Source organism: Shewanella sp. SACH, assembly GCF_001887095.2.
Taxonomy (GTDB): domain Bacteria; phylum Pseudomonadota; class Gammaproteobacteria; order Enterobacterales; family Shewanellaceae; genus Shewanella; species Shewanella baltica.
This window is the reverse complement of the sequence record NZ_MPDG02000001.1, coordinates 331,326-356,439: the sequence shown is the minus strand read 5'-3', so window position 1 is coordinate 356,439 and position 25,114 is coordinate 331,326. Positions and strand designations below refer to the sequence as shown.

Below are 25,114 nucleotides of genomic sequence, written 5' to 3'. Positions count from 1 at the left end.
AGGCAAATCGTAACTGAGCTTTAAGTCAGCTTATCGGCACGTTATAGGCAAGTTTTTTGTAACAGTTCATCTTTGGCGGCGATCACAGAACTGCAATCGGTTTTCTTTCGTGATGCAAGATTTGCCCGTTGCGACGGCCAATAGCGCCAATAGCGCCAATAGCGACGAGCAAACTGAAGAAACTGAGAAAAAATCGAGGCTCGCGCTTCTTATAAAACAAAGTGCAAAATTATTTAAAATATTTCGCACTTTCTCTGAACTAATTTAAGGATGCTGAGTCAGATATTATGAACCGAATCTTTGTAATGAGTTTCTTCGTTCATCATCATTCTCCTTTAGATGGTTTCTAGCGCGACCGTCCCAAGATTCCGAATTGGAATTTACAGCAACCTATTTAGGTTGCTTTTTTTATGCATTTATTTGGCAATCTACCAGATAGAATAACCAAACATCATCGCCCAGATAAAACCCCAGAAACAAAAAAGGACCTCCGAGGAAGTCCTTGATTAACAAGCCGTTTGGCTTACAAGCGGATACCCAATTTTTCTAAATCTTTCGCTACAACACTTTTTGGAATTGTAACATAACCATCTTTTTCAACCACTTGCTGACCCTGCTTAGACAGCACATAACGGATGAATTCTTTTTCCATTGGTGCTAAGTCTTTGTTTGGTTGCTTATTCACGTAAACATATAAGTAACGTGATAACGGGTAAGTACCGTTAGCTGCGTTTTCTGCAGTTGCTTCGATAAACTCTTCGCCTTTCTTAGCAATCGCTACCGCTTTAACACCAGCAGTTTTGTAACCGATACCTGAGTAACCAATCGCGTTCAGAGATTGGGAAACTGATTGCACTACAGATGCAGAACCGGGTTGCTCGTTCACGTTCGCTTTAAAGTCACCTTTACACAGTGCGTGCTCTTTAAAGTAACCGTAAGTACCAGATACAGAGTTACGACCGTAAAGTTGAACGTCTTTAGCTGACCAGTTGCCATCTAAGCCCAGCTCGCCCCAACGTTGGATGTCGCTGCTACCACATTTGTGAGTAGAAGAGAAAATACCATCAACTTGTTCAACGCTTAAGCCTTTGATTGGGTTATCTTTGTGTACGAATACTGCTAAAGCATCGATAGCTACGCGAATTTCAGTTGGCTTATAACCATAATGTTTTTCGAACGCTTCAACTTCATTAGGCTTCATCTTGCGGCTCATAGGGCCGAACTGTGAAGTGCCTTCAGTCAACGCTGGTGGCGCAGTAGAAGAACCCGCCGCTTGGATTTGGATGTTGACGTTAGGGTACATATGTTTAAATTCTTCGGCCCAAAGTGTCATCATGTTGGCTAACGTATCTGAACCTACAGATGATAAGTTGCCTGACACGCCACTCGCTTTTTCATAAGTTGGCAGAGATTGATCAATCGATGCCATCGCAGTTGCAGAGAATACACCAGCGGCTGTTAGGGTAATCGCGCCGACAAGCTTTTTCAGTTTCATTATGTGCTCCAGTAGTAAGCTAACTAATTTGTAACTTAAGTTTCTTCAGACGCAGCCAGTATCAATCGCTACAATGACAATTCTATGTCTGTGATGTGACACTTAGATGACAATGCGTTATTTATCGCTTTTTTCTGTCACTAATAATGAACTCTCTGAACCTAGAAACAAAAACAGGCCATAATGGCCTGTTTTCATTATTAATTGCGAATATTTCACTTAAGCAATTTACTTCTTACGCTCGATAAGATGTAAAGGAATAACAAAGCTAAACGTACTGCCTTTACCCACTTCACTGCTGATTTTAAGCTCACTGTGATGATGGTTAAGCGCATGTTTTACTATCGCAAGACCTAGACCACTACCACCGGTTTGCCTTGAGCGCGCACTGTCTACCCGATAAAAACGTTCAGTTAATCGACCTATGTGCTGAGGTGCAATGCCTTCGCCCGTATCCGTTACGCTAAAGATAGCTCCCGTTGCCATACTGCGCCACTGCACTGTGATTTTACCGCCGGGTTCAGTGTAACGAATCGCGTTAGAAATCAAGTTTGAACAAGCACTTCTTAGCTGTAATTCATTACCGTGGGAATCAAGCCCAGGTTCGCAATAAAAGCTCAGCTCGTATCTATCTTGTGCCAGCGCTTTAGCTTCCTCCTTGAGCACTTCCATCAACTGCGTCATGTTCACAGTGTTTTCGAGGTTAATATCAGCCGCATCTTCAATTCGCGATAACATCAATAGCTGTTCGACCATAGATTGCATTCGCCGCGTCTGCTGCTGCATTAAAGCCAGCGGCTTGACGTTCATCGAATCGGGCTCAGCCATGCTTTGCATCATTTCGAGATAACCCTGCAACACAGTGAGCGGCGTTTTCAGCTCATGTGACACATTCGCGACAAACTCTTTACGCATGCCCTCGAGCTGACGTATACGGGTGATATCCCGCGCAATTAACAGTAGCTGCCTGTCACCGTAGGCCATGATACGGATCTCAAGCAAACGCCTATCCGATACCGGCGAAGGTAACTCCAGCGGCTCTTTGTATTGTGCAGATTTAATATAAGCGGAAAAATCAGGATGGCGGATCAAGTTATCAATACGCTGGCCATTATCCTGCGGCCAAACAAAGCCGAGAATAAGCTGCGCTAACTTGTTGCACCATAAAATATTATGCTCTGAATCGAGCACCACAGCGGCATCGGGTAACGCTTCTGCACCTTGGCGGAATCGCGCCAGCAATGCGGCCAATTGACCGACACGTCGACGATTCTTACCTTGGAGGCGATATATGCCGTTAAACACCCCTTCCCAACTCCCACTGCCCTGCGGCGGCGTGAGTTTTCTATCGCGCCATAACCAAAAGTTAAGCCGTGATAATTGTCGGTAATGCCAGCAAACCAGCCCTAGCATGCCGAAAAAGAGTATCCAGAGAAGTTTCCCTACCAATAAACCTATTAGCGCGCAAAGCAGTAGATATAAGGCTAAGCGCGTAAACAACCGGTACCCTGAATAAGAGTCAGACATAAATAAACCCAAACATCAGGCTAAATAAGAGGAGCACAAGATAGCCTAAAAGCTAACTTGTGCCTAACACTTATTCGGCACTAAATGCGTGTAGAGAAACGATAACCTGCGCCACGAACCGTTTGGATCAAGCGATCGTGACCAGACTCTTCAACGGCTTTACGAAGGCGTCTGATATGCACGTCAACGGTTCTGTCTTCAACATACACATTGGTTCCCCACACATTGTCGAGCAGCTGTTCGCGGCTGTAGACACGTTCTGGGTGGGTCATGAAAAAGTGTAATAAACGAAATTCGGTTGGGCCCATATCTAATACAGTATCGCCTACGCTCACCCTGTGGCTCACAGGATCGAGCATTAAGCCCTGCACATCAATGGTTTCTTCTAAACGAGTCGGTGCACTGCGACGCAATACGGCCTTAATACGTGCGACAAGTTCTTTAGGGGAGAAAGGTTTAGTGATGTAATCATCGGCGCCGACTTCGAGACCTTTGACTTTATCTTCCTCTTCACCGCGGGCAGTTAACATGATGATCGGAATTTGGCGCGTGAACTCATCTTGCTTCAAGCGTTTCGCCAATTGAATACCACTTCCGCCAGGAAACATCCAATCCAATAAAATCAGATCGGGGTAAGGCTCCTTTAGCAGCGCAATGGCCGAATCAAAATCTTCCGCCGCAGAGGTCGTAAACCCATGCTGTTCCATTACAAAAGTCAGCATCTCGCGGATAGCTAACTCGTCTTCTACTATCAATATCCTTGCAGTCATAAGTGATTTTCTGTCAGTGAATGTCAACACGGCTATTATTAGTCATTTTTATTACAGATTTATGAATTAGCACGCCGTTTGAGCCATATAGTCGTAATATTTGTCATAATAAGTTTATATAACTGTTTGTTTATAGCAATAAAAAAGGAGGCAATATGCCTCCTTAATTGAATCTTAATACTGGATTTAGAATTTGTGTTCTAAGCCAACACCAATGTATTTGTCATCATCTGTAGACGCTTCTAACGAACGATTGGTGTAGAAAGCGAATAGTTTAGTTGGCTTACCTAAGCTGTAGTCTGCACCTACCGACCATGAATCACCAAGTTCTTCCATATCTTGGAACTGAGCTTTTAAAGTAACAGCATCGATATCATAGGCAGCGCTTAATAGATAGCCGTTAGCACTTTCTGCAGTGACTTCAACTGGCATCGACGTTGCAGAATCATATTTATAGGTTTGCTCTTGTTGCTGGTACATACCACCCAGTTTAATACCGGCTAACTTAGCTTGTAAGCTGGCACGAACAATCTCATATCCAGACACATCTGAGTCATAAGCAAGAGATGCATAAACGGGTGTTTTCTTCAGTTTCGCATCACCATACATGGCCGCTAAGCTAAAACCATCTTGAGCAAATTGACCTTTTACATCATTTCCTTCGGCAACATAGGTAACACCGAATACAAAATCACCAAAGGAAGGCGTAAGGTAAGTCGCCGTTTGAGCAGCGCGAACTTCACCCTTGAACAGCTTACCTAAGTCACCTGAAAGGTCGTTAAACTGATCAACATCACCTTGAGAAATTTTCAACAAGGTATCATTACGACCCACAGAGAACGAACCAAATGCACCTTTCAAACCAACAAATTGGTTACGTGCAGTAAAGTTATCGCTTGATGCTGCACCTGTATCAACTTGATATTCCACTGTGTAGAAAGCTTCCAGCGAGCTAGACAGTTCGAAATTACCCTTCACACCAAAACGAGAAGCATTACTTTGAATAGTTGTTGTAGCATCACCTTTCTCATCATTTGATTGAGCAGTGACATTCAACTTACCATAAACAGTCAGTGGCTCAGCGGCATAAGCTGAAGCCAGAGTTGCAGAAGCTAGCGCAGAAGCAAGTAGAGTTTTACAAAAAACGTTCATCATTTAATCCTTTCGACGTTATGTTCGTCTTGGTTATTGGTTTGGAACGACCGAAAGTGTGCAATGAATGTGTTTCAGTTTTATTTCAATTGTGACCGTTTAGTGCGCGAGGTAAAAAAACTGACGCTGAGCTTGGCAACAAACCCAGTAACAATGCGGCCTGCAGCTGAGCCAATTCTTATGTTACAGTTTAATGAATTCTGATCCGCCGCTAGAAATTAGCTATCGAACACAGGTTTACCCCGCCCAAACTATGCCGTAAACTGCCACTTTAATTTTCAATGAGCGCCTCTTATGTGGTTTAAAAATCTTACTCTTTATCGTTTCAATAAACCTTTTGCCGTCGAAACCGAAGCGCTAGAAACTGCGTTGGCCGATTTCACCTTCTCTCCGTGCTCAAGCCAAGATGTCAGTAAATTTGGTTTTTCCAATGCGCTAGGCAAGAAAGGCAGCTCCTTGGTACACAGTGCCGACAATCGCCATCTGATCTGTGTAACTAAAGAAGAGAAAATTCTCCCAGGCCAAGTCATCAAAGAAGCCTTAGAAGAAAAAGTCGCCCTCATTGAAGATGAAGAAAATCGTAAGATGGCGAAAAAAGAAAAAGATGCGCTAAAAGATGAAATCATTACTAGCCTACTGCCACGCGCTTTTTCACGCCGCAGCCAAACCCATGCTTTGATTTTGCCAGAGCTGGAAATGATCCTTGTCGACAGTTCAAGTGCCACTAAAGCCGAAGAGCTGTTAGCGTTATTACGTAAAGCGCTCGGTAGTTTGCCAGTGATCCCATTGAGCTTTAAAGCGCCAGTCGAATCCAATTTAACCGAATGGTTAAAACTTGGCAGCGCGCCATTACCTTTTGAAATGCAAGATGAAGCTGAACTTAAATCCGAAGCGGATGAAGGCGGCATTGTACGTTTCAAGCAACAGGATTTAAAAGAAGACGAAGTCTTAGCTCACCTCGCAACAGGCAAGCAAGTCCACAAGTTAGCACTGCATTTCGGCCAATCGATTGCACTATTATTGCAATCGGATGCCAGCGTTAAACGCCTTAAATTCTCAGAAGAATTTAGAGCGGGTAACGATGAAGTGGGCACTGATGACCCTATGGCACGTTTAGATGCAGACTTTGCCTTAATGGGCAGCGAATTGGTCGCCTTGATGCATGCACTCGTGGCAGCACTAGGTGGACTCGAAGACGCGCAAGTTTAAGCCTCAGCGAGTTAGGTAAGCCAAATCTGCGACTCACTCGTATTATCGTATGAATGAGTTGAAATACAGAATAACAAAAGGCGCCCCCTCTAAATGAGTGGGCGCCTTTTTTGTATCAATCAAACGCCTAAATTTAAGGCATTCGGCTTAATCGCAAGCCGAATGCCATTTGATTGAGTCATTAGCTTTAGTCACTAATTTGGGGCACTAGCTTTAGGGCTAACATTAGTCACTAACATTAGTCACTCACTTTAATCACTAATTTTAGTCATTGGCTTTAGACACTAGCTCGCCTTTATTATTAAACGGCCAATCAATGCCTAGCCAAGCCTTGAAAAAGGCTTTCTGTTGCTTAGTCGCTTTCGCATCGCCCTTGAGCACTAACTTACCGCTTTGCTGCTCCCCAAGGGTGAGCTTAACTTGTTTGATTTTATCGTTGCTGAATAATGTCACTTCAATGCTATCACCAGTCTTAAAGTCGTTGATGCGCTTATCAAACCCCGCAGCCGTCACCTTAAGACCATTAATCGCTAATACTTCATCCCCCGCGACGATACCCGCTTGCCACGCAGGGCCATTACGCAGCACTTGGTCTAACACTAAAGAGCCATGGGCGCTGCTTAACGTCATGCCGGCAAATGCCTCGACTTTTGAATCTTTGCCATAGGACAGTGCTAACCCAGCCTGCGATAACAGTGCAGGGAAATCTAAGCTCATCGGGCTATTCACGTTTGCCTGCCACCAAGGCGCATAATCTTTGCCGGATAAATCCTTAAGGATATGCTGCACATCACTAACCCCATAGCCCTTTGGCACTCGGTGATCTTGATATAAACGGCGATGCACATCACGGTATGAATGCTTGAGTTTCGTATCTTGCAGCAGCGAGAAATCTAACGCTAAGGAAGTTAAGTAACCCTCAGAATAGATATTCACACTGTGATTAATCGCATAATCGCCGCCCGTGCTGCTCCACTCTCCTGCACTCGCCTCGGCAACAGATTGAGTTTCACGCCCAGGGTTGAGTTGGTTTTTCTCAACGCGTTTAGCTAAGTCTTCGAGGAATTCTTTAGGCGTCATCACCCCAGCACGCAGCAGTAACTGGCCTTGAAAATAACTGGTAGAGCCTTCGGCCATCCACAGTAATTCCGTCATGTTTTCATGCTGATAATCATAGGGCACAAGTCCCGCAGGACGATAGGCCTTTACGTTCCAGGTATGGATAAACTCATGGGATGCTGTGCTAATAAAGCGTAGGTAATCCTTGCGCTCACGGAAACTAAAACGCGGCAGTTGGATAACCGTAGAATTTAAATGTTCTGTCGCGCCACTGGCGCCGCTGGTGGCATGCACCATATACACATAACGATCAAAAGGATAATCATCCCAAATCGCCTTTGCTTGACCACTTAATGCCGTTAAATCCTTAACGACTTTATCGGCGTCATAGTTACCTTCACCCCAAAATACTAACTCATAGTTTTTGCCATTAGCACTAAATTGCTTATGGGTGCTCACACCGGTTTCGATAGGGGAATCAATTAACACATCGTAATTTTGCGCGATAAAAGAATGCGCTGGCGTGCCTGAAGCCATACCCGAGTAACTTTGCCACGTTTCAGGAACGTTCAATTGAACCGATACAGGCTCAGAGCGAAATTGCGGGCTATACATGAACACGCCGCTGGCATCTAAATACGCGTGGCTCGCATCAATATGGCGAACCCTTTGGCCTAATTCATTGGCATACAACTGATAACTAACCGTTACGCTAGTTGGCTGCGTGAGCGCGACTTGCCATTCACCGCTCGCCGTACGTTTCCATGGGAGTTCATGACCTTGATTGTCTTTGGCGCTAAATAAACGCACGCCATCGGCCAAAGGCAATACTTGATATTTACCCGTACGCCACACTGGCAGATTGACCGTAAAATCGCTGGTCTTCACTTCAGGAAAAGTCACATTCACTTGAGCGATATGATGCTCGGGTTTAACGAGGTCGATTTGATATTTCACCTCGGCCAATACTTGGCCAGAAAATAATGCACTTAATATCAAGATTGATAATCTGTTGGGTTTCACTCTTGCTTCCTTCTGTTATTATGCTTCTTATGATTTTTCCAAGTATAACAAGTCGATGTAGCATCCTCATTAGGCGCTAACAAAAGCTAACAAAATAAGTTCCTTGACTTAAGGAATGAGGAATCACAGTTCAAATGCAAAAACTCACGGTTATTTTATTTACTTTGTTGCTGTCACTACCTTTTAGCGTTCAAAGCCGAGATCTCGAAGCTGATGAGGTGGAGTTAAGAGAATCGCCACAGCAAATGTATGATGTACTCAACAAATCCATTTCCTTCCCCCTTGCGTTCCAAAACCGTGACCAATTTGAGCGTGCAGCCCAAGAACAAGGCTACAGCCCAATCGAATTTGAACAGATTTTGTATCTGCTGACTCGGCTGAATATGGAGCCGAACGTGAAAACTAAGGTCGGTTTTCAAGACGCAAAAAGCTTGATTGAACTCTTATCTACTGCGGCGCAATCGCCCTACGAACTTGCTATGGTCGCCATGTTGAATGGTCGTTACCTTGGCCGTACCGAACAGAAATATCAAGAAGCGATTGGCCTATATAATGAAGCGCTCACCCGCATTAACGACAGTTATGACATCGAAGCATTGATTCTTAAGCACAATATTCATGAGCACTTAGGCGGCTTACATTTATTGATCCGCCAAGAAGTACCGGCGTTGATGCACTTCCATACATACCGCGACATTGCTTATAAGCTCAGAAACGATTACTTAATCGCGGCGGCTGAAGCAAGACTGGGGTTCTATTACAATTTTAATCAGCAGCTCACCAAATCATTGCAGCATTACAGTGAAGCGATTCGGATCTCCAATCGCTCTAATTACCCAGCGATGAAAACCAATCTGCAATTACAACTTTCTAAGGTATATCGCGATTTAAAGCAGTGGGATGAAGCCCTTAAAAATGCCCACGAAGCCGCGGCCGGTTTTAAAAAGATGGGCAATGACACCTATCTTTCAAGCTGTATGACAGTGATCGCTATGGTCTATGGCGAACAAGGGGATTGGAATAAAGCGATTGATTACTACCTTAATGCCCAGCAATTAGATGCCAAACGCGGTAACTATATTGCCCAAGGCCTTAATTTCCACAATCTTGGTCAAGCCTACTCAAATATTAATGACAATGTTAACGCCCTAAAATATTTACTGATGGCCAATCAAATATTCAAAGAAAAACAAAGCCATCATTATCAGGTTTATAACGAACTCTTAATTGGCGAAATCGCGCAAACTAACCAAGATTGGCCGTTGATGATGACCCATGCCGACATCGCATTGGCATTGGCTATCGACTTAAAACTTGTCCATGAACAAAAAGCCGCGCTCACACTGATTGCCTCGGCGTCGCAAAAATTAGGGGAATTAACCAAAACCATCGATGCCCAAACCCGTATCATAGAGCTAGGTAACACCCTTGCAGAGAAAGAGAAAGACTCCCCAGTGTCGACCTCAGCACTAGCGGAACAACAGCTCAAACTTGAGCTCAACATGGTTCAGGGAAAACTTGCCGAGACAGTGAAGGAAAGCCACAGCACCCACACGCTACTGCTCATCTGCTGCCTGATTGCCGGACTCTTGCTGCTGGTGATTGCGTATATGTTGCATCATCGCCGCAAAATCTCGGCAATAAACGCCACATTAACTCAATTGAGCCTACAGGAACCCTTCACCCATAACTTAGGCTATGCGGCGCTATTAGCGCACTTAAGCTATAATCAAACTCAAGCGTCGACGACTGCCCTAGGGATTATCGCCTTCCCCGCCCAGCTCACAACCGACCTCGACTATGGCCAATATTTTAGTGATGCAGTCACGGCGCAACTGGCCACTCATCTAACAGATGCGCTCGCAGCACCTGTGTATGTGATACGCCAAGGGGTATTTGCAGTGCGTTTCACCCAAGCCGTTGAACCAACGCACGTGCTCAGCCAGATACGCCAAAAACTCGACCAACAGCACATCGTCCATCATTTCCGTCTTGGTTTTGCCAACTTGCCACTGTTAGCGAAATCAGAAATCAAAATGGCCGCGAAATTAAAGTTCGAAACCGTGCAGATGGCGCTCGCCTGTGCCCGCAGTTTAGAGGGCAATAACGATTATTTTGTCGCCCTCAGAGCACTCGACTTTGTCCCTCTAAGCTTATTTGCCAATCCGTTATTTTTACACCTTGAAAAAGGCATTGAGCGCGGGTTAATCAGATTAGATACCAACGGAAATAAAGAGGATGTTCGCTGGCCTTGCTGGGAAAATAACCAAGATAGGCAATTACTGGAAAATATTTGATCAATATCAGCAATTAATCACAGAGTCATAGGTAAATCGCATTTGCACTCTACGCCCAGTGTTATAACATTAGTATCATATGAGTTAACAGCTAATCTGGACATAGGATCGTCATGTTTTTTAGCCTTGCAGAGTTAGGACAACACTCAGGATGAAGGATTCGAGCGCTACCGTTTCACAACTTGCCTTGCTGCAACAGAAACTTCATTCGGCCAAACTAGCCCTCGATGAAGTCAATGAAGACAGAAACGCAAAGTTACAGACATTACTGCAATTTATTGGTCACTTAAGCCTCGCCTGTAAAGGGCAAAATCTTGAGCTAGATAATAAACTCGCCAAACTTCGCCATAACTTAAATACGTTTGAGCGAGTCGATGAGGCATTGCCAGAATTAGTCGATGTCGAGCGCCTGTTAAAAGGCCAATATCACCATGTGATGGTACAACTCGAAGAGAGTCGTGCGGGTTTGTCACAGGTGATCCGTCAGATCCAACGCGTTAACTCTGCACCTGAAAAGCTCAAAAAAGAAGTCAATTACTTCAAACAAGATCTGGCTAAACCTTTCCACACGGTTTGGGAATATATTCCTAAAGTTAAGCAAATCATCGGCTTCTACGAAACCATATTACAGCTACAATTTAACGAATCTGAAAAACTCGATGTCTTGCCAAAACACAGACAGCTAGCCCATGAGCTGGCGCAGATGATTTCGGAAATCGAGTTTCGTAAAGATCAGCGTGACCAAGTCTTAGTGATCAAAGAAGTGCTCTCTTCTGAGATTGAAGTAGACAGCTTGCTCGAAGCCTACCAAACCATTTTAGCGTTATTACTTGATAACATCGCCCGCGAGAAATCGGCATCGCAAGAATTTTTGTTTGCCCTCAACGATGCCTTAGCCGCAGTGCGTGAAGTGGTCAGTGAATCTTACAACCACAATCAACGCAGTTTTCAACTCAAGACCCAGTTGAATCGTGAGATCAACACCCGCGTCGATAACGCCGGTGAAATCATTATCGATGTGGAAGATATTGTCGATCTTAAAGCCCAATTGACTGAGCAACTTAACTCCATTCGTTCAGCATTGGCCCGTAAAGAAGCCTTAGAGCAAAGAGAACAAGCCTTACTGCGTAAGTCGATGGAGACAATGCGCAAAGAGCTTAATGAATTAAGTAATGAGGCGAACACCTACAAAGAGCGTTTGTTTGAACAGCAAAAACTCAACTTGCTCGACAGCTTAACTCAGTTACCTAACCGTGCCGCGTTAGAAGAGCGCATGGAGCTTGAATACCGTAACTATCAACGGCATAAATCTCCTCTGTGGGTGGCGGTTGCCGATATCGACCACTTCAAAACTATCAACGACAGCTTTGGTCACAGCACGGGCGACAAAACCCTGCAGGTGATTGCGATGGCATTGAAAAACTCGCTACGCGATACAGAGTTTGTTGCCCGTTATGGTGGCGAAGAATTTGTCCTGCTATTACCCGATGTAGCACCTGCTGATATCGCTCAACTTTTAAACAGAGTGCGCGAGAAAGTAAAAAATATTCCATTTAAATTTAAAAATCAGAGAATTACAGTTACAGTATCTATAGGGGCTGCGCAAGTTATGGGAAGTGAGCTCATACATGAGACCTTCGAACGCGCCGATGCAGCACTCTACAAAGCGAAACATGAAAGCAGAGACAGGGTTGTGATTGACGTATAATTGAGCCCCACTATACGCCTCCTCTAATCACTCCTGTCATGACGAAGGAGTGGTAAATGATAGTAAAAGTCAGCCCTAAAGGCAGCATGGATCAGCTTTCGCAACTTGAAGTTGATCGTCTCAAAAAAAGTGCCAAAAGCACGCTATATCAACTGTACCGCAACTGCTCCTTAGCAGTGCTTGCCGCAGGTTTAAAAACCGACAACTCTAAAGCCCTATTCGAGCAATACCATGATTTCGACATCCACGTCCTACAACGGGAACGCGGTGTTAAATTAGAATTGGTCAATCCCCCTGAACAAGCTTTTGTCGATGGCCAAATAATCACCGGCATTCAAGAACATCTGTTCTCAGTCTTACGCGACATCCTTTACATCAGCGACAGATACGACTCGCTCAAACACATTAATCTGACCAACGCCCACCATATCACCAATGTGGTGTTTGATATTTTGCGTAACGCGCGGGCGATTGCCCCCATGAAAGACCCTAATGTGGTCGTCTGTTGGGGCGGGCACAGTATTAATGCCATCGAATACCAATATACCCGCGAGGTAGGCTATCAACTTGGCCTGAGGGAATTGGACATTTGCACTGGCTGTGGGCCTGGCGCGATGGAAGGCCCGATGAAAGGCGCGGCCATAGGTCATGCCAAACAAAGGATTAAAAATGCCCGTTATATTGGTTTGACTGAGCCGAGTATTATTGCCGCCGAGCCACCGAATCAAATCGTCAATGAACTGGTGATCTTGCCCGATATAGAAAAACGCCTCGAAGCCTTCGTGCGTTTAGGTCACGGCATTATTATCTTCCCAGGTGGTGCTGGCACGGCGGAAGAGTTGCTCTATATCTTGGGTATCTTACTCAACGAAGAAAACCAAGAAACCCCTTTCCCGCTGATCCTCACAGGCCCCACGGAAAGCGCCGATTACTTCATTAAGATTGATGAGTTTATTGCCTCAACCTTAGGCCCTGAAGCTCAGAAAAAGTATCAAATCATCATAGATAATCCCACTGAAGTAGCGCGTATCATGAAGAAAAGCATGGAGCAAGTGAAAGCCTATCGCCGCTCAACGGGTGATGCTTACCAATATCAGTGGGCACTGAAGATAGAGTCTGAATTCCAGTTACCTTTTGTTCCGAGCCACGAGGTGATGGCAAACTTGGACTTGCACTTCCAAACCAATAAAGCCGAGCTTGCCGCCAACCTGCGCAAAGCGTTTTCGGGTATAGTGGCGGGTAACGTCAAGTCGGAAACAATCAAGCACATAGAGCGCGATGGTCCCTTCCAATTGAAAGGCGATCCTAAACTCATGGACATGATGGATAAGCTCTTGAGTGCATTTGTGCAACAACAGAGAATGAAGCTTCCCGGAAGCGCTTATATTCCTTGCTACCAAATAGTGAAATAGAGAGCGAAACAACGACACCCCATGAACAAGTTTTTAATCATCGATGGTCTCAACTTGGTTCGCCGCATCTATGCGGCGATCCCCGATGAAACAGATATGCAAAGCCTCACAGAGCGCGTCAGTTCGGCGTGCACTAAACTGCTGCGGGTGCATCGCCCTACCCATGTGGCTATCGTGTGGGACGGTGATGAAATATCATGGCGTAAACAGCTTTATCCCGATTACAAAAAAGGCCGTAAACCTATGCCAGAACCACTGGCGCAGGGTTTAGTTGCGCTGCAAGACCATTTAACCGCAATGCACATTGGCTCTATTTATGCCGCCGCGGAGGCCGATGATGTGATTGCGACACTGGCGATAAAAACCGCCAAAGCGCAAGGTGAAGCCATAATAGTATCCACCGACAAAGGGTTTAGTCAGCTTAATCATCGCCAAATCAGTCAATGGGATCACTTTAATCAGCAGTACCTCGATATTGCGGCGTTGGAACAAAAACTTGGTGTTGAGCGCAGCCAATTTCTCGACCTGATGGCATTAGCGGGCGACAGCGGTAATAAAATTCCTGGTATTGCGGGCATAGGCCCTAAGTCGGCCGCCGAGTTATTGAAAACCTTTAGAAGCTTACCGACCTTGTTCTCATCCTTATCTAACCTAGGCGCTAAGCAAGCGAAGAAGCTCGCCGAGGGCAAAGAGATGGCGAGGCTGAGTTATAAGCTGGCGCAGTTACAAACGGACCTACCACTCAATATCAACTTGAAAGACTTTCGCGTGATTGACTCCCCACCTGAAAAAACCATCAATCAAGACTAAACTTCTGTTAACACAAAGTTGCAATTAACGCATTTACCTTAGCGCAACAAAAGCGTATTTTATGGACGTGCTCAAGTGACTCATCTAATGAGGTAAAGGAATAACTATAAATGAAATCAAAAGTTTCAGTAATTATTGGTAGTATTTTTGCCGCCTACGTCGCCTTTGTCGCTGTGGTTGTACTGGTTTATGAACCAACGCCAGAAGACATGAATTGGGAGGACCGACAGGCCTATAACAGCCAGAAGATGAACGATTTAACCTTAGGGCAAAATATCGGTTCAGTAAAAGAATTGCTCGGTAAGGCCGACTTTTCTGAGGCAAAAGCCGTCAAGGAAGCCAAGTTACAGGTGCTCTTTTATCGCACTCACCATGAGAAATCAGACGGTGTGACGACCAAAGAGGAATGTACCCCGCTTATTTTTGAAAATGATAAGTTGATTGCTTGGGGCCAAGATACCTATAAGCAATACCTCGATGCGGGCACAGACACTGTGCTCACTTCCGCCCACGAGACATTGAGCAGTAAATAAATACGACTGACAACTAAATAAAAACGCCACCTAATCGGTGGCGTTTTTGTTTTCATAATTAACCAACGGAACGTCTTAGTGACAGCATACCTAGGTCACTCAGTGCGATAGCAATAAGCTAAATCAGTCACTTATTCATCATCGGCCTTGTACTCGACATAGGCTTCGCCTTTGCTGAGCCATTCTGGCGCGGGTTTACCCTTCAGATAATGATCGAAATACTGCATCATGCGAATGCTGTAATCGAGCTTATTCGGGTACTTTTTCAAGTGATGCGGCTCATCCTCATATTGTAAGAACACCACATCTTTACCCGCACGGCGCATGGCCAAGTACATTTCAACACCTTGTTCCCAAGGCACTGCGTCGTCCTTATCACCAAACATGATCATCAAAGGCGTTTGAATACGGTCAGCGTAAAATACTGGCGAGTTTTCAATGTACTTTTGTGGCGCGGCAAACAAACTCGCGCCAATACGGCTCTGTCCAGTTTCATACTGGAACTGACGCGCAATACCCGTGCCGTGGCGAATACCGCTGTAGGCGCTGGTCATGTTCGATACCGGCGCACCCGCGACCGCCGCCTTAAACATCTTAGTTTGGGTGATGGCAAACGCCGTTTGATAACCACTCCAAGAATGACCTTGCAGACCAATAGCATCGGGATCGGCAATGCCCATCTCTATCAGCTTTTGCACACCTGAGGTGAGCGCTTGCACCGAACTCGCGCCGGGGTAACCAATTTCAAAACGAATATCCGGTAGGAACACCGCATAGCCATTATTGATATACCAAGCAAAATTAGGCCTGTGGTTAATGTTCATTTGCGGGAAGGCATGCAGTCTATCCGTCATAAAGCGATAGTAATAAACCAACACAGGAACGCGCTGACCCGCTTGATAATTGGTCGGCTTGATCAGCACGCCATCTAACGGCTTACCATCGCCATTCGTCCAGTGAACTAACTCGGCTTTGCTCCAGTTAAACGCTTGGCGTTGCTTATCTAAATCCGTTTGCTTAAGCGCATTTTGCGGTGCGCTATAGTTAGCCGTATACAAGTCGGGGAATAAGTCGAAACGCTCCTTAGAAAACACGATAGTGTCTGCGTCTTTACTGCGCCCTAACACAGTCAACTTATACTCGCCTTGCATCAGCGTTTTCACGCCCGCTGCGCCGAGCGTCGCTTGGTAGAAGCCATCGGCCTTAGTTTTATCGCTATAACCGTGGAGTAACACAGTGGCGTTATAGGCAAGCTCAGTCGGCTCATCGGGATTATCGACTAAGCCCTCAAGACGATATTGGATTTTCTGGGTACGCCCTTTACCTGCGGTTAAAGCAAAACCTGCCTTAGATTCAGTATTAAACTGCCAGACATCGTATTTATCGTAAACCAAGAACCCAGCGTCATCTTTCAGCCAAGGGCCAAAACCATATCCCGGCGCGCTCGATGGATAGTCATGGTCTTCATCGGCAAAGCTGACCTTTAATGATCTTGTCAGGTTAGTGCGATGGGCCTCAGAAATATCATAAAGATACACATTACCTTGCTGATAATAAGCCACATACTTGCCATTACCCGACAAACTTGGCTCGGCATCGCTCGGCTGCTGAGTCAAAAAAGGCACCTTACTGCCAGTGTTAATGTCGACCAGATAATAGTCTTGATAGAAGCCCGCCCACGTCGCCATCTTGCGATAGGGCAAATCTGAACTCGCCAACATAAAGCGCTTATGTTGTGAAATCCTCACATCTGGCACAGTTTTATCGCCAAGCTGCACCACGTTATTTGAGCCTAAATGCAATACCGCAAGGTAAGTGCGTTTTTGCTCATCCTCATATTGCTTGATTTCGTGGGGTTTAATCCGTGGGTCGTCACCATGCCACACCTTAAGCCCGCGCTGTCCGGTAACAATATCGGCATCGAACAGGTCTTTTCCTTCGGTGATTTTCTGCAAACTAAGCTGCTGGCTCACCTCTGGCACTCGGCCGAAGAACAGCCGTTCGCTGTCCAATGAGAAGCTTAAACTTGTGTAGCGATTAAGTTTCCACTCAGGTGACTCAGGAGTTTTGCTGATTTTACCCGATTGCAAATCGACCAACGATAACTGATAGCTGCGACCATAGGGCAACTCGCTATCTTTGCCCTGCGTAAACGCCAGCCAACGACCATTTTTAGCCAGCGCTAACGCACCAACCTGTTGGCTAGGCGAATCAAAAACGACGGTTTTTTGGTGGGTATGTAAATCCACTAATTGCAATTTATGCTGTTTATTGGCGATATCATTCACCGCTAACGCAAGTCGGCGGCTCGCCTTATCAAACACATAACCAGTCACTTGCTCAACATCGATGCGCTGGGCTTGACCGTCTAAATTAAGCAAAGTAAAACGGCGGCCTTGGTCAAACTTATCAACCTTTGGCTTATCCGCTTTCGCTGGAGTTTGTGTGCCTGCTTCAGCGAGTTTTTCGATGGCTTTAGGCTCAGCATCTTTTTTAGACTCTTCATCGGCCTCAAACCACATTGCCAAATGCTTACCGTCATCACTGAACACGAATTCCTTCACGCGCTCAAAGCGGGTTTGCGTGCCCGTTTGGGTATCGAGTAATACCATGTCAGATTTGAGTTTTTTCTTCGCCTTGGCATCACTCGTTTCACGCGTGAGCAAACTCGGTTTGACCACCACAGCCACAAAGCGGCCATCGTGGCTCACTAAAGGATCTGACCCACCCGCAATTTGATAGCTTTGCTGCGACAGCACATTTTTCACAATGACGTGACTATCCCCGCGATCGGGCGCAGACTCGACCGCGATGACTTGGCCTTTATCTGCGATAATCGGCTTTTCAAGGGATTGAAAGTGCATGATGTCTGTGAGAGTGAGCGGTTTAGTGCTGGTTTCAGCCTGCACTGCTGGCAATATTCCAAGGGATAACAGCACCAGAGATGTGATAGGGATTAACTTCAATGTCTTCCTCTTTTATATATTTGTTAGACTAAAGTAGACTTTTTTAACCATTGGCTCTCCATCATGGTGAGAACCCAGTATTTTTACAAGTTATACCACATAAAAAATCGTGATATTGCTCACTATTTCCTGTGAAGTTTGACCAAAGATGGTTAAAATAATAGGCAGAAAAAATACCAAATTCATAGTCCTGCTATCCAGTTAACGCTGGGGCAGACAATTGCAGTAACGACGAACCGTGGAAGGACTTCTCCATGTCAAAAAGAACGATAACCGTAATTCCAGGTGATGGAATTGGCCCAAGTATTATTGATTCAGCCTTAAAAATTCTCGATAAAGCGGGCTGTGATTTTGAATATGAATTTGCCGATGCCGGCCTGACTGCACTCGAAAAGCAAGGCGAGTTACTGCCACCGCGCACCTTAGAATTAATCGAAAAAAACCGTATCACACTGAAAGGTCCACTGACGACGCCAGTAGGTGAAGGCTTTACTTCTATCAACGTGACTTTACGTAAAAAATTCGGCCTGTACGCTAACGTACGCCCAGTGATTTCGTTCAAAGGCACTCAAGCTCGTTACGAAAATATCGATATCATCACTGTGCGCGAAAACACTGAAGGCATGTATTCTGGCTATGGCCAAAAAGTGTCTGAAGATGGTTTGACGGCAGAAGCAACCAGTATCGTGACTCGCCAAGGTGCCGAGCAAATCGCCACTTTCGCCTACGAACTAGCTCGCAAAGAAAACCGTAAGAAAGTCACTATCGTGCACAAAGCCAACATCATGAAGTCAACGTCAGGCCTGTTCCTGAAAGTGGCCCGTGAAGTGAGCCTACGTTACCCAGACATCAAGACAGAAGAAATGATCGTCGATGCAACGTGCATGAAGTTAGTGATGAACCCAGAAAACTTCGATGTGATCGTGACGACCAACCTGTTCGGTGACATTTTATCGGATCTGTGTGCCGGTTTAGTTGGTGGTTTAGGTATGGCACCAGGCGCAAATATTGGCCGTGATGCAGCGATTTTCGAAGCCGTTCACGGTAGTGCACCTGATATTGCTGGTAAAAACCTTGCAAACCCAACCTCAGTGATTTTAGCGTCTATTCAGATGCTGGAATATTTAGGCATGGCTGACAAAGCTGAGCAAATCCGTAAAGCGGTATCTGCAGTGATCGAAGAAGGCGACCGTACCACTCGCGATTTAGGCGGCACTCACGGCACGACTGACTTCACTCAAGCGGTTCTTGAGCGTCTGTGATCTCAATGCTGAGCGCGTTTAAGGCGAGTCTATAACGCGCTTGTTCAAGCTTCAGCTTCATAAGAAGTAAGCGCTTGAAACTCAAATGAGTAAACACGAAAAAGCCCCGAAGTTTCCTTTGGGGCTTTTTGTTATCTGGCTTTTAAACCTGCATGGCTTTAAAACTGCGTATCTTTTAAATCTGTGTGACGATTACCGTATTAGCGTACCTAAGTAACGTACGCGAGTAACGACGGCAATATCACTGCAGAGTTATCGCAGGAATTAATTCCACGCGGTATTAGGACGCAGCCATAAATGCACAGTCACTTCATCACGGTCGTGATAAAGATGCTTACACTGCACTTTAAAATCGCTCACGCCATTTTCTTTAAGAATGGTCTGCATGGTCTCAAGAATGGCAGTGACTTCTTTATAGCGGCTCTTCATCGGTAATTTAAGGTTGAAAATCGCTTCCTTAAACCAACCGTTAATCGCCCAAGCTTCAATCAGTTCGGCAACGCGCGCTGGTTTCTCAACCATGTCGCACACTAGCCAATAAATGTTTTTGCGCTGTGGCTCGAAACGGAAACCATCTTCACGGTAATGTTTCACTTGGCCCGTTTCCATGAGTTTCTCATCCATGGGACCATTATCAACAGCCGACACAAACATGCCGCGACGCACCAGTTGATAAGTCCAGCCACCTGGGCAAGCGCCCAAATCCACTGAGTTCATACCACTGCGAATACGCTCTTCTTGCTCTTCTTTTGGCACGAATTGACCAAAGGCTTCATCGAGTTTCAGGCTAGAACGACTCGGAGCATCCGCCGCCATTTTCAGACGTGGAATACCCATAAAGTGTGGCGAGCTGTTATTGCTGTAGGAATAACCCACATAGGCACGGCCGGGTCCGATAAAACACACGTGGATAATCGGACGTTTTGGATTTTCCTGCGCGAGCAAACTGCCAGATTTTTTCAAATGCTGGCGTAAAGGCACAGTGAACTTACGGCAAAAAGCCGAGAGCTCTTTCGCTTCGTTAGTATCTGGCGTTTCAACCCGCACTTCACCCGCTTTGCTGACGTCACTGAGTGCCGCCACGATTGGGCTAATTCTGTCGTTTTCAGGCAAGTCGACTAACAAGTCGCTGGCAGCAAACATCTGGCGAGCGAAAATGAGCGAATCTAAAGGCAGTTGTTTCACTAACGTATCTGCGGCGTCATCTTCAAAACATTGGTATACGACATAGGCGTCGTTATTGTTGGCCTTAACAAAGCCACCCACATTGAGCTCACCGGCTCGCTGTTGGATTTCTGCAGCGCATTCTTTTTCAAAGCCTGCGCGGCAAAATAAAAATAGGTTTTTCATGGGGATCCCTGAGAAATCCAAGCCAAAGCATTGGCTGACTATCGATTTGGGCGTCAGTATACCAATTTCAATCCACAAATGCCCTATTTGCCTACAGCGGAACCTTGAATTGCGATTGGAGAAATAAAAAAGGCTTAGGTGCGCCCTAAGCCTGTTAACTCACATTGACGTTCGAGATTAAGACTCGTGACCGTCGATCACTTTATGGCGCCATACCGCAGCGGCAAATAATAACCAGCCAAGTAAGAAACACCCACCGCCCATCGGCGTGACAGGGCCAAGCCACTTAGTGCCGAACAATGCCAGTCCGTATAACGAGCCAGAAAACAACACTATGCCTGCAATAAACAGATACGCCGACCAATCCAATAAACGTGAGGTTAACCATTGGCCCGAAAAGGCAACCATGATTAAGGCGAAGGTATGGTAGAAATGGTATTGCACCCCAAGATTAAACACGTCAATCAAATCCGGTGGTGCGACTGCTTTTAAACCATGGGCACCAAAAGCCCCTAAGGCGACGGCTAAAAATCCGCTCACGGCGGCGAGTAACAATAGACCTTTACGCATTTAACTCTCCTGCTGGAATGGGCTTAACTCATTCAACATTCATTCGCTCAACATTAAGCTAACCAATAAAATCGCTAGATAAATCAATGGCACGTGCAAGGTTAGCGGCTTCAGTGGTGCCTGACGACTTTCTTGGGACAAAACTATGATCGCCGTCGGTTATCCAAGCCAATCCTATCTCTGCCTTCAAGGGCCAATTTGGGATCTGCTCTTTGCCACCAAACTTATCACGCTCGCCCTGTACGACTAATACTGGGACTTGGCATTCATTCAAAGGTTCCAATCTAGGCTCGCCGCCTTTAAGTGGCACAAAGGGGTAACCTAAACAAATGACTCTATCGATGTGCGCCGCTAATGCAGGATCGCAGGCTAATAACGCTGCCATACGTCCGCCCATGGATTTGCCCATCAGTACGACACGCTCGACCTTAGGTTGTGAATGAGCGATATCGAGCATCTGTGTAAAACACGCGAGCAATTTAGGCGCGCGGTCCGGTGGACGCCGTTTACCATCGACGGCATTGGCCTGCATATAGGGAAAATTAAAGCGCATCACTTGGCAGCCCTTAGCCGCTAGCCCCGCCGACATGGCCTGCATAAACTCAGAGTCCATGTTAGCGCCCGCGCCGTGGGCTAATAAAATCATTGTGCTCGCAGGCCCACCCTCTAATACATAACTTGGCTTATCCGGGCAACAACTCACTACGCGACTCCTCAGCAAACATATCTAACATCCATTCGCGAAACGCGACGACCTTACCAAGTTCAGCGTGATTCTGCTGGCAAACCAAGTAGTAAGCATCTTTACTGACCAAGACTTCTTGGAATGGGCACACAAGACGCCCCGCTTTTATATCGGGACGCGCCAGTACGCTGTAACCTAAAGCCACGCCTTGACCATGGGCCGCCGCCTGCAATACCAAGGACGAATGACTGAAAATGGGGCCTTGGTTCACATTAATATCGTTAATCCCACATTGTCTAAACCACGCCTGCCAATCGTGACGATTCATATCATGTAATAGCGTGTGATATTTTAAATCGCTCGGTTTTGACAACGGCTTAGGACCGTTGAGCAACATGGGCGAACACACAGGAATGAGCACTTCGTTTCTGAGCTTATCGGCGCGCAGACCAGGCCAATTGCCTAGACCATAATAAATCGCGACATCTACATCATCGGTTAATGAGCTCGCTTCGGTATCGACGGCTTTAATACGCACGTCGATATCGGGATTTTTCTCACTGAACTTTGCCAAACGCGGCACTAACCATTGAATTGCAAAACTGGGCGACATACTGACCGTCAGCGAGCCAATCGCACTGCGGGCGAGTAATCGGTCGGTAGCATCGGCGAGTTGAATAAAGATGTCTTTGATGTCGAGGAAGTAGCTCTGCCCTTCTTCGGTTAAAAGCAAAGAACGGTTCTTTCGGCGAAATAATTTTAATCCGAGGAAATCTTCTAATGCCTTTATTTGATGGCTCACCGCAGCCTGCGTAACAAACAATTCTTCTGCTGCGCGCGTAAAGCTCAAATGCCGCGCGGCTGCCTCAAATGCTTTAACCGCATTAAGCGGTGGTAATCGTCTGGACATAGTGATCTCAGTCTCGTTTTTTAATTAGTTTTTCTAATCCGTATTGTTACATTTAATCGTTTGTAAAGGCCAGTGATTTTGGTTAAATTTTGCGCCATTGAAACAGCGGTATCCACGAAACACTTATATCTATGAAACACCCTAGTTGGACAATCTCAAAGTTGGTGATGGGAATGTCTGACAGCGTTAATTTGTCAGCCCGGAGGCGACTATGTTTAATTTAAAATCAGCGTTTGCGTTAGCGATAATTTCAGCACTCAGCTTAAATGCCAGTGCTAATGTACTCGTTGACGAAATCGTCATCGATACTCGCGACTTACAAGCTAGTATCACTGCAGACTTAACCGCTGCAATGAATAAAATGCACCAAGAAGTGCTGCAAGAAGCCACACTATTGATTGCCGCAGATGATGTCGCATCAAATCAGCAGGTCGTTAAGCCTAATAGCTTATAAGACAACACCAATTCAGGTTTTCACCGCGAAGACCAAAAGAAAAAGCCGCATTCATATGCGGCTTTTTTGTATTCAATCTCTATGGGCACTTCCCACTGACAAGACATGTCAGTGGGCAAGTTTGCATGGATTTATGGGCGATACACTTTGACGTTAGTGTAGCCTTGCTCGATTAAATACAATGCCTGCAATTTACTCATCACCCCACGCTCACAATACAGCAAATAGGTTTTTTGCTTATCGAGATCGGCAAATTGAGTCGCTAACTTGAAGAATGGGATACGTTTAATCTCAATACCTTCAATTTGCAACGGCTTGCTTTCCTCTTCTTCAGGGGCGCGAATATCAATGACCACTTGGTTGGTATCAATACTGGCGACCGTTTCAGTCTCAGTAATCCGAGTATCCATTTGTTCTGCGATCTCCCTGATATCAATAGTGACAGACTGGGCGATGATTTGATCGATCAAATCTTCAGAGAACTTCTTCTCTTCCGCTTCAACTTTAGCTAATACCGCTTTAACTGTTGGCTTTTGCGAAATCACGCCACAATATTCAGGCATCGACTTGGCAAAATCTTCGGTGCCGATTTTACGGCTCTCGTTGATAATGTCTTGTTTATCCATGGCGATCAGCGGACGTAAAATCAACAGCTCAGTACAGCGGTCAATCACGTTTAAGTTGGTCAGCGTTTGGCTCGATACTTGGCCTAAACTTTCACCGGTTACTAAGGCTTGAATGCCCATACGGTCGGCAATACGCGCCGCAGTGCGCATCATCATACGCTTGAGCACTACGCCCATTTGGCCATTATCGATACGCTCTAAAATCTCAGCGACCACAGGCTCAAAAGGTACAGAGATAAACTTCACCTTGTGGGATTCGCCGTAGGTTTTCCACAAATGGTAAGCCACTTGCTTCACGCCAATTTCATGCTGCGCGCCGCCCAGATTAAAGAAGCAATAATGGGTACGCGCCCCTTTTTTGATAAATTGATAGCTAGACACACCTGAGTCAAAACCACCAGAAATCAAAGACAACACATCTTCCTGTGTCGCCATTGGGAAACCGCCTAAGCCTTCAATACGCTTAGTGACCATGTAAAGATTATCGCGTTCAATTTCAAGGTTAACGGTAATATCGGGATTCTTTAAACGCACACCTAAAGCATCGGTAAACTGATTTAAGCCGCCGCCGACGTAACGCTCCACTTCGATAGAATTAAAATCGTGATCGCCAGTGCGCTTCACTCGCACGCAGAAGGTTTTACCCGCGAGTTGGTCACGGTAAACAGGCAAGACTTGCTGATAAATATCGTCCACAGATTCGAAGCTGTACTCATCCACTTGCACTACGTGGGCAATGCCAGGAATACACGCCAGACGCTCACCGAAGGCTTGTGCCAATTCAGGCTTATCCTTTGGCACCATTACCATAATGCGGTCCCACTGACGTTGAACTTTAGCGTCTTCGTCGACTTTTTTGAGCACATTACGTATGTTGGTTTCGAGCATTTTGGTGAAGCGCATCCTTACGGGTTTGCTCTTCATCATGATTTCTGGGTACAGCTTTACAATAAACTTCATGGGATTTCCGCGGGCAATTTTAAAACAGCAAAATTGGTTAAAAGAATAATCGGGGGATTATATACCCAAGCGACCTAAAAATGCGAGTTTCAGCGCGCATCGCAAACAGCCACACAAGCCACATTCATGGCGGATTAATGGCGTATTAGTGATTAAGTCACGGCGGGATTTTTAAGCGAATTCGGTTGGAATAATGTCACTAAACCTATTCACTCAGTTTGAATTGCCCTGATTAAAATGAGTGGTTTGAAATGAATTATTTGAGATAAGTCGTTGAGGTAAGGTTGAAGGAAGCTTAGGGATAACACACTCTCTGCGATTGGCGTAAAGCCCAAA

At 45.7% G+C, this 25,114-nt stretch carries 19 protein-coding genes; 8 read left to right on the top strand and 11 right to left on the bottom strand.

Annotated elements, in window-relative coordinates:
• Positions 1 to 523: 523 nt before the first annotated feature.
• The 4 genes from BM607_RS01430 to BM607_RS01415 all read right to left on the bottom strand — a co-directional run bounded on the left by BM607_RS01430 (position 524) and on the right by BM607_RS01415 (position 4,947).
• Positions 524 to 1,495 (bottom strand): phosphate ABC transporter substrate-binding protein PstS family protein, encoded by a 972-nt coding sequence (locus tag BM607_RS01430; RefSeq protein ID WP_071939120.1) that lies wholly within the window; start codon positions 1,493 to 1,495, stop codon positions 524 to 526.
• 228 nt (positions 1,496 to 1,723) lie between these two features.
• Entirely contained in the window at positions 1,724 to 3,022 is a 1,299-nt protein-coding gene (gene phoR, locus BM607_RS01425) for a phosphate regulon sensor histidine kinase PhoR (RefSeq protein WP_071939121.1), read from the bottom strand.
• Positions 3,023 to 3,102: 80 nt separating this feature from the next.
• Positions 3,103 to 3,792, bottom strand: coding sequence for a phosphate regulon transcriptional regulator PhoB (gene phoB / locus BM607_RS01420; RefSeq protein WP_006080904.1), 690 nt, complete (start codon positions 3,790 to 3,792; stop codon positions 3,103 to 3,105).
• A gap of 186 nt (positions 3,793 to 3,978) precedes the next feature.
• Positions 3,979 to 4,947, bottom strand: a complete 969-nt coding sequence (locus BM607_RS01415) for a porin (RefSeq protein WP_071939122.1) — start codon at positions 4,945 to 4,947, stop codon at positions 3,979 to 3,981.
• Positions 4,948 to 5,238: 291 nt separating this feature from the next.
• On the opposite strand from BM607_RS01415, the gene rdgC reads away from it, so the two are divergent.
• Positions 5,239 to 6,153 carry a recombination-associated protein RdgC gene (gene rdgC / locus BM607_RS01410; RefSeq protein WP_071939123.1) on the top strand — a complete coding sequence of 305 codons (915 nt, stop codon included), beginning with the start codon at positions 5,239 to 5,241 and terminating at the stop codon, positions 6,151 to 6,153.
• Between the two features lie 264 nt (positions 6,154 to 6,417).
• Here the strand turns inward: rdgC and BM607_RS01405 are convergent, their stop codons facing one another.
• Entirely contained in the window at positions 6,418 to 8,235 is a 1,818-nt protein-coding gene (locus BM607_RS01405; protein ID WP_071939124.1) for a PDZ domain-containing protein, read from the bottom strand.
• Positions 8,236 to 8,369: 134 nt separating this feature from the next.
• On the opposite strand from BM607_RS01405, the gene BM607_RS01400 reads away from it, so the two are divergent.
• From BM607_RS01400 to BM607_RS01380, 5 genes are all read left to right on the top strand, one after another.
• Complete coding sequence (locus BM607_RS01400; RefSeq protein ID WP_071939125.1) at positions 8,370 to 10,532, top strand: tetratricopeptide repeat protein; 2,163 nt, start codon at positions 8,370 to 8,372, stop codon at positions 10,530 to 10,532.
• Between the two features lie 151 nt (positions 10,533 to 10,683).
• Positions 10,684 to 12,240 (top strand): GGDEF domain-containing protein, encoded by a 1,557-nt coding sequence (locus BM607_RS01395; RefSeq protein ID WP_012588188.1) that lies wholly within the window; start codon positions 10,684 to 10,686, stop codon positions 12,238 to 12,240.
• A gap of 56 nt (positions 12,241 to 12,296) precedes the next feature.
• Positions 12,297 to 13,652: a nucleotide 5'-monophosphate nucleosidase PpnN gene (ppnN, locus tag BM607_RS01390; protein ID WP_006080898.1), complete on the top strand. Its 1,356-nt coding sequence runs from the start codon at positions 12,297 to 12,299 to the stop codon at positions 13,650 to 13,652.
• Between the two features lie 21 nt (positions 13,653 to 13,673).
• Entirely contained in the window at positions 13,674 to 14,462 is a 789-nt protein-coding gene (gene xni, locus BM607_RS01385; protein WP_071939126.1) for a flap endonuclease Xni, read from the top strand.
• Between the two features lie 110 nt (positions 14,463 to 14,572).
• Positions 14,573 to 14,995, top strand: coding sequence for a DUF3192 domain-containing protein (locus BM607_RS01380; protein WP_006080896.1), 423 nt, complete (start codon positions 14,573 to 14,575; stop codon positions 14,993 to 14,995).
• A 131-nt stretch (positions 14,996 to 15,126) separates the two neighbouring features.
• Here the strand turns inward: BM607_RS01380 and BM607_RS01375 are convergent, their stop codons facing one another.
• Positions 15,127 to 17,961 carry a prolyl oligopeptidase family serine peptidase gene (locus tag BM607_RS01375; RefSeq protein WP_071939127.1) on the bottom strand — a complete coding sequence of 945 codons (2,835 nt, stop codon included), beginning with the start codon at positions 17,959 to 17,961 and terminating at the stop codon, positions 15,127 to 15,129.
• 254 nt (positions 17,962 to 18,215) lie between these two features.
• Between BM607_RS01375 and BM607_RS01370 the strand changes: the two genes are divergently transcribed.
• Positions 18,216 to 19,223: an isocitrate dehydrogenase gene (locus tag BM607_RS01370; protein WP_006080893.1), complete on the top strand. Its 1,008-nt coding sequence runs from the start codon at positions 18,216 to 18,218 to the stop codon at positions 19,221 to 19,223.
• 264 nt (positions 19,224 to 19,487) lie between these two features.
• Here BM607_RS01370 and rlmM read toward each other — a convergent pair whose 3' ends face one another.
• The 4 genes from rlmM to BM607_RS01350 all read right to left on the bottom strand — a co-directional run bounded on the left by rlmM (position 19,488) and on the right by BM607_RS01350 (position 22,738).
• Positions 19,488 to 20,573, bottom strand: coding sequence for a 23S rRNA (cytidine(2498)-2'-O)-methyltransferase RlmM (gene rlmM, locus BM607_RS01365; protein ID WP_012088667.1), 1,086 nt, complete (start codon positions 20,571 to 20,573; stop codon positions 19,488 to 19,490).
• A gap of 177 nt (positions 20,574 to 20,750) precedes the next feature.
• Positions 20,751 to 21,143: a DUF423 domain-containing protein gene (locus BM607_RS01360; protein ID WP_006080891.1), complete on the bottom strand. Its 393-nt coding sequence runs from the start codon at positions 21,141 to 21,143 to the stop codon at positions 20,751 to 20,753.
• Positions 21,144 to 21,201: 58 nt separating this feature from the next.
• Positions 21,202 to 21,846, bottom strand: coding sequence for an alpha/beta family hydrolase (locus BM607_RS01355; RefSeq protein ID WP_071939128.1), 645 nt, complete (start codon positions 21,844 to 21,846; stop codon positions 21,202 to 21,204).
• Positions 21,827 to 22,738: a transcriptional regulator GcvA gene (locus BM607_RS01350; protein WP_006080889.1), complete on the bottom strand. Its 912-nt coding sequence runs from the start codon at positions 22,736 to 22,738 to the stop codon at positions 21,827 to 21,829. Before BM607_RS01350 ends, BM607_RS01355 begins: the two co-directional genes overlap by 20 nt.
• 211 nt (positions 22,739 to 22,949) lie before the next feature.
• Between BM607_RS01350 and BM607_RS01345 the strand changes: the two genes are divergently transcribed.
• Positions 22,950 to 23,192: a hypothetical protein gene (locus BM607_RS01345; protein ID WP_071939129.1), complete on the top strand. Its 243-nt coding sequence runs from the start codon at positions 22,950 to 22,952 to the stop codon at positions 23,190 to 23,192.
• Positions 23,193 to 23,323: 131 nt separating this feature from the next.
• Here the strand turns inward: BM607_RS01345 and thiI are convergent, their stop codons facing one another.
• On the bottom strand, positions 23,324 to 24,778 hold the full coding sequence (thiI, locus tag BM607_RS01340; RefSeq protein ID WP_006080887.1) for a tRNA uracil 4-sulfurtransferase ThiI: 1,455 nt from the start codon (positions 24,776 to 24,778) through the stop codon (positions 23,324 to 23,326).
• Positions 24,779 to 25,114 lie beyond the last annotated feature (336 nt).

What these genes read in the sequence shown, in the direction of transcription:
- BM607_RS01430 (WP_071939120.1), bottom strand. Translation starts at nt 1,495, where the DNA reads ATGAAACTGAAAAAGCTTGTCGGCGCGATTACCCTAACAGCCGCTGGT.
- phoR (WP_071939121.1), bottom strand. Translation starts at nt 3,022, where the DNA reads ATGTCTGACTCTTATTCAGGGTACCGGTTGTTTACGCGCTTAGCCTTA.
- phoB (WP_006080904.1), bottom strand. Translation starts at nt 3,792, where the DNA reads ATGACTGCAAGGATATTGATAGTAGAAGACGAGTTAGCTATCCGCGAG.
- BM607_RS01415 (WP_071939122.1), bottom strand. Translation starts at nt 4,947, where the DNA reads ATGATGAACGTTTTTTGTAAAACTCTACTTGCTTCTGCGCTAGCTTCT.
- rdgC (WP_071939123.1), top strand. Translation starts at nt 5,239, where the DNA reads ATGTGGTTTAAAAATCTTACTCTTTATCGTTTCAATAAACCTTTTGCC.
- BM607_RS01400 (WP_071939125.1), top strand. Translation starts at nt 8,370, where the DNA reads ATGCAAAAACTCACGGTTATTTTATTTACTTTGTTGCTGTCACTACCT.
- BM607_RS01395 (WP_012588188.1), top strand. Translation starts at nt 10,684, where the DNA reads ATGAAGGATTCGAGCGCTACCGTTTCACAACTTGCCTTGCTGCAACAG.
- ppnN (WP_006080898.1), top strand. Translation starts at nt 12,297, where the DNA reads ATGATAGTAAAAGTCAGCCCTAAAGGCAGCATGGATCAGCTTTCGCAA.
- xni (WP_071939126.1), top strand. Translation starts at nt 13,674, where the DNA reads ATGAACAAGTTTTTAATCATCGATGGTCTCAACTTGGTTCGCCGCATC.
- BM607_RS01380 (WP_006080896.1), top strand. Translation starts at nt 14,573, where the DNA reads ATGAAATCAAAAGTTTCAGTAATTATTGGTAGTATTTTTGCCGCCTAC.
- BM607_RS01370 (WP_006080893.1), top strand. Translation starts at nt 18,216, where the DNA reads ATGTCAAAAAGAACGATAACCGTAATTCCAGGTGATGGAATTGGCCCA.
- rlmM (WP_012088667.1), bottom strand. Translation starts at nt 20,573, where the DNA reads ATGAAAAACCTATTTTTATTTTGCCGCGCAGGCTTTGAAAAAGAATGC.
- BM607_RS01360 (WP_006080891.1), bottom strand. Translation starts at nt 21,143, where the DNA reads ATGCGTAAAGGTCTATTGTTACTCGCCGCCGTGAGCGGATTTTTAGCC.
- BM607_RS01350 (WP_006080889.1), bottom strand. Translation starts at nt 22,738, where the DNA reads ATGTCCAGACGATTACCACCGCTTAATGCGGTTAAAGCATTTGAGGCA.
- BM607_RS01345 (WP_071939129.1), top strand. Translation starts at nt 22,950, where the DNA reads ATGTTTAATTTAAAATCAGCGTTTGCGTTAGCGATAATTTCAGCACTC.
- thiI (WP_006080887.1), bottom strand. Translation starts at nt 24,778, where the DNA reads ATGAAGTTTATTGTAAAGCTGTACCCAGAAATCATGATGAAGAGCAAA.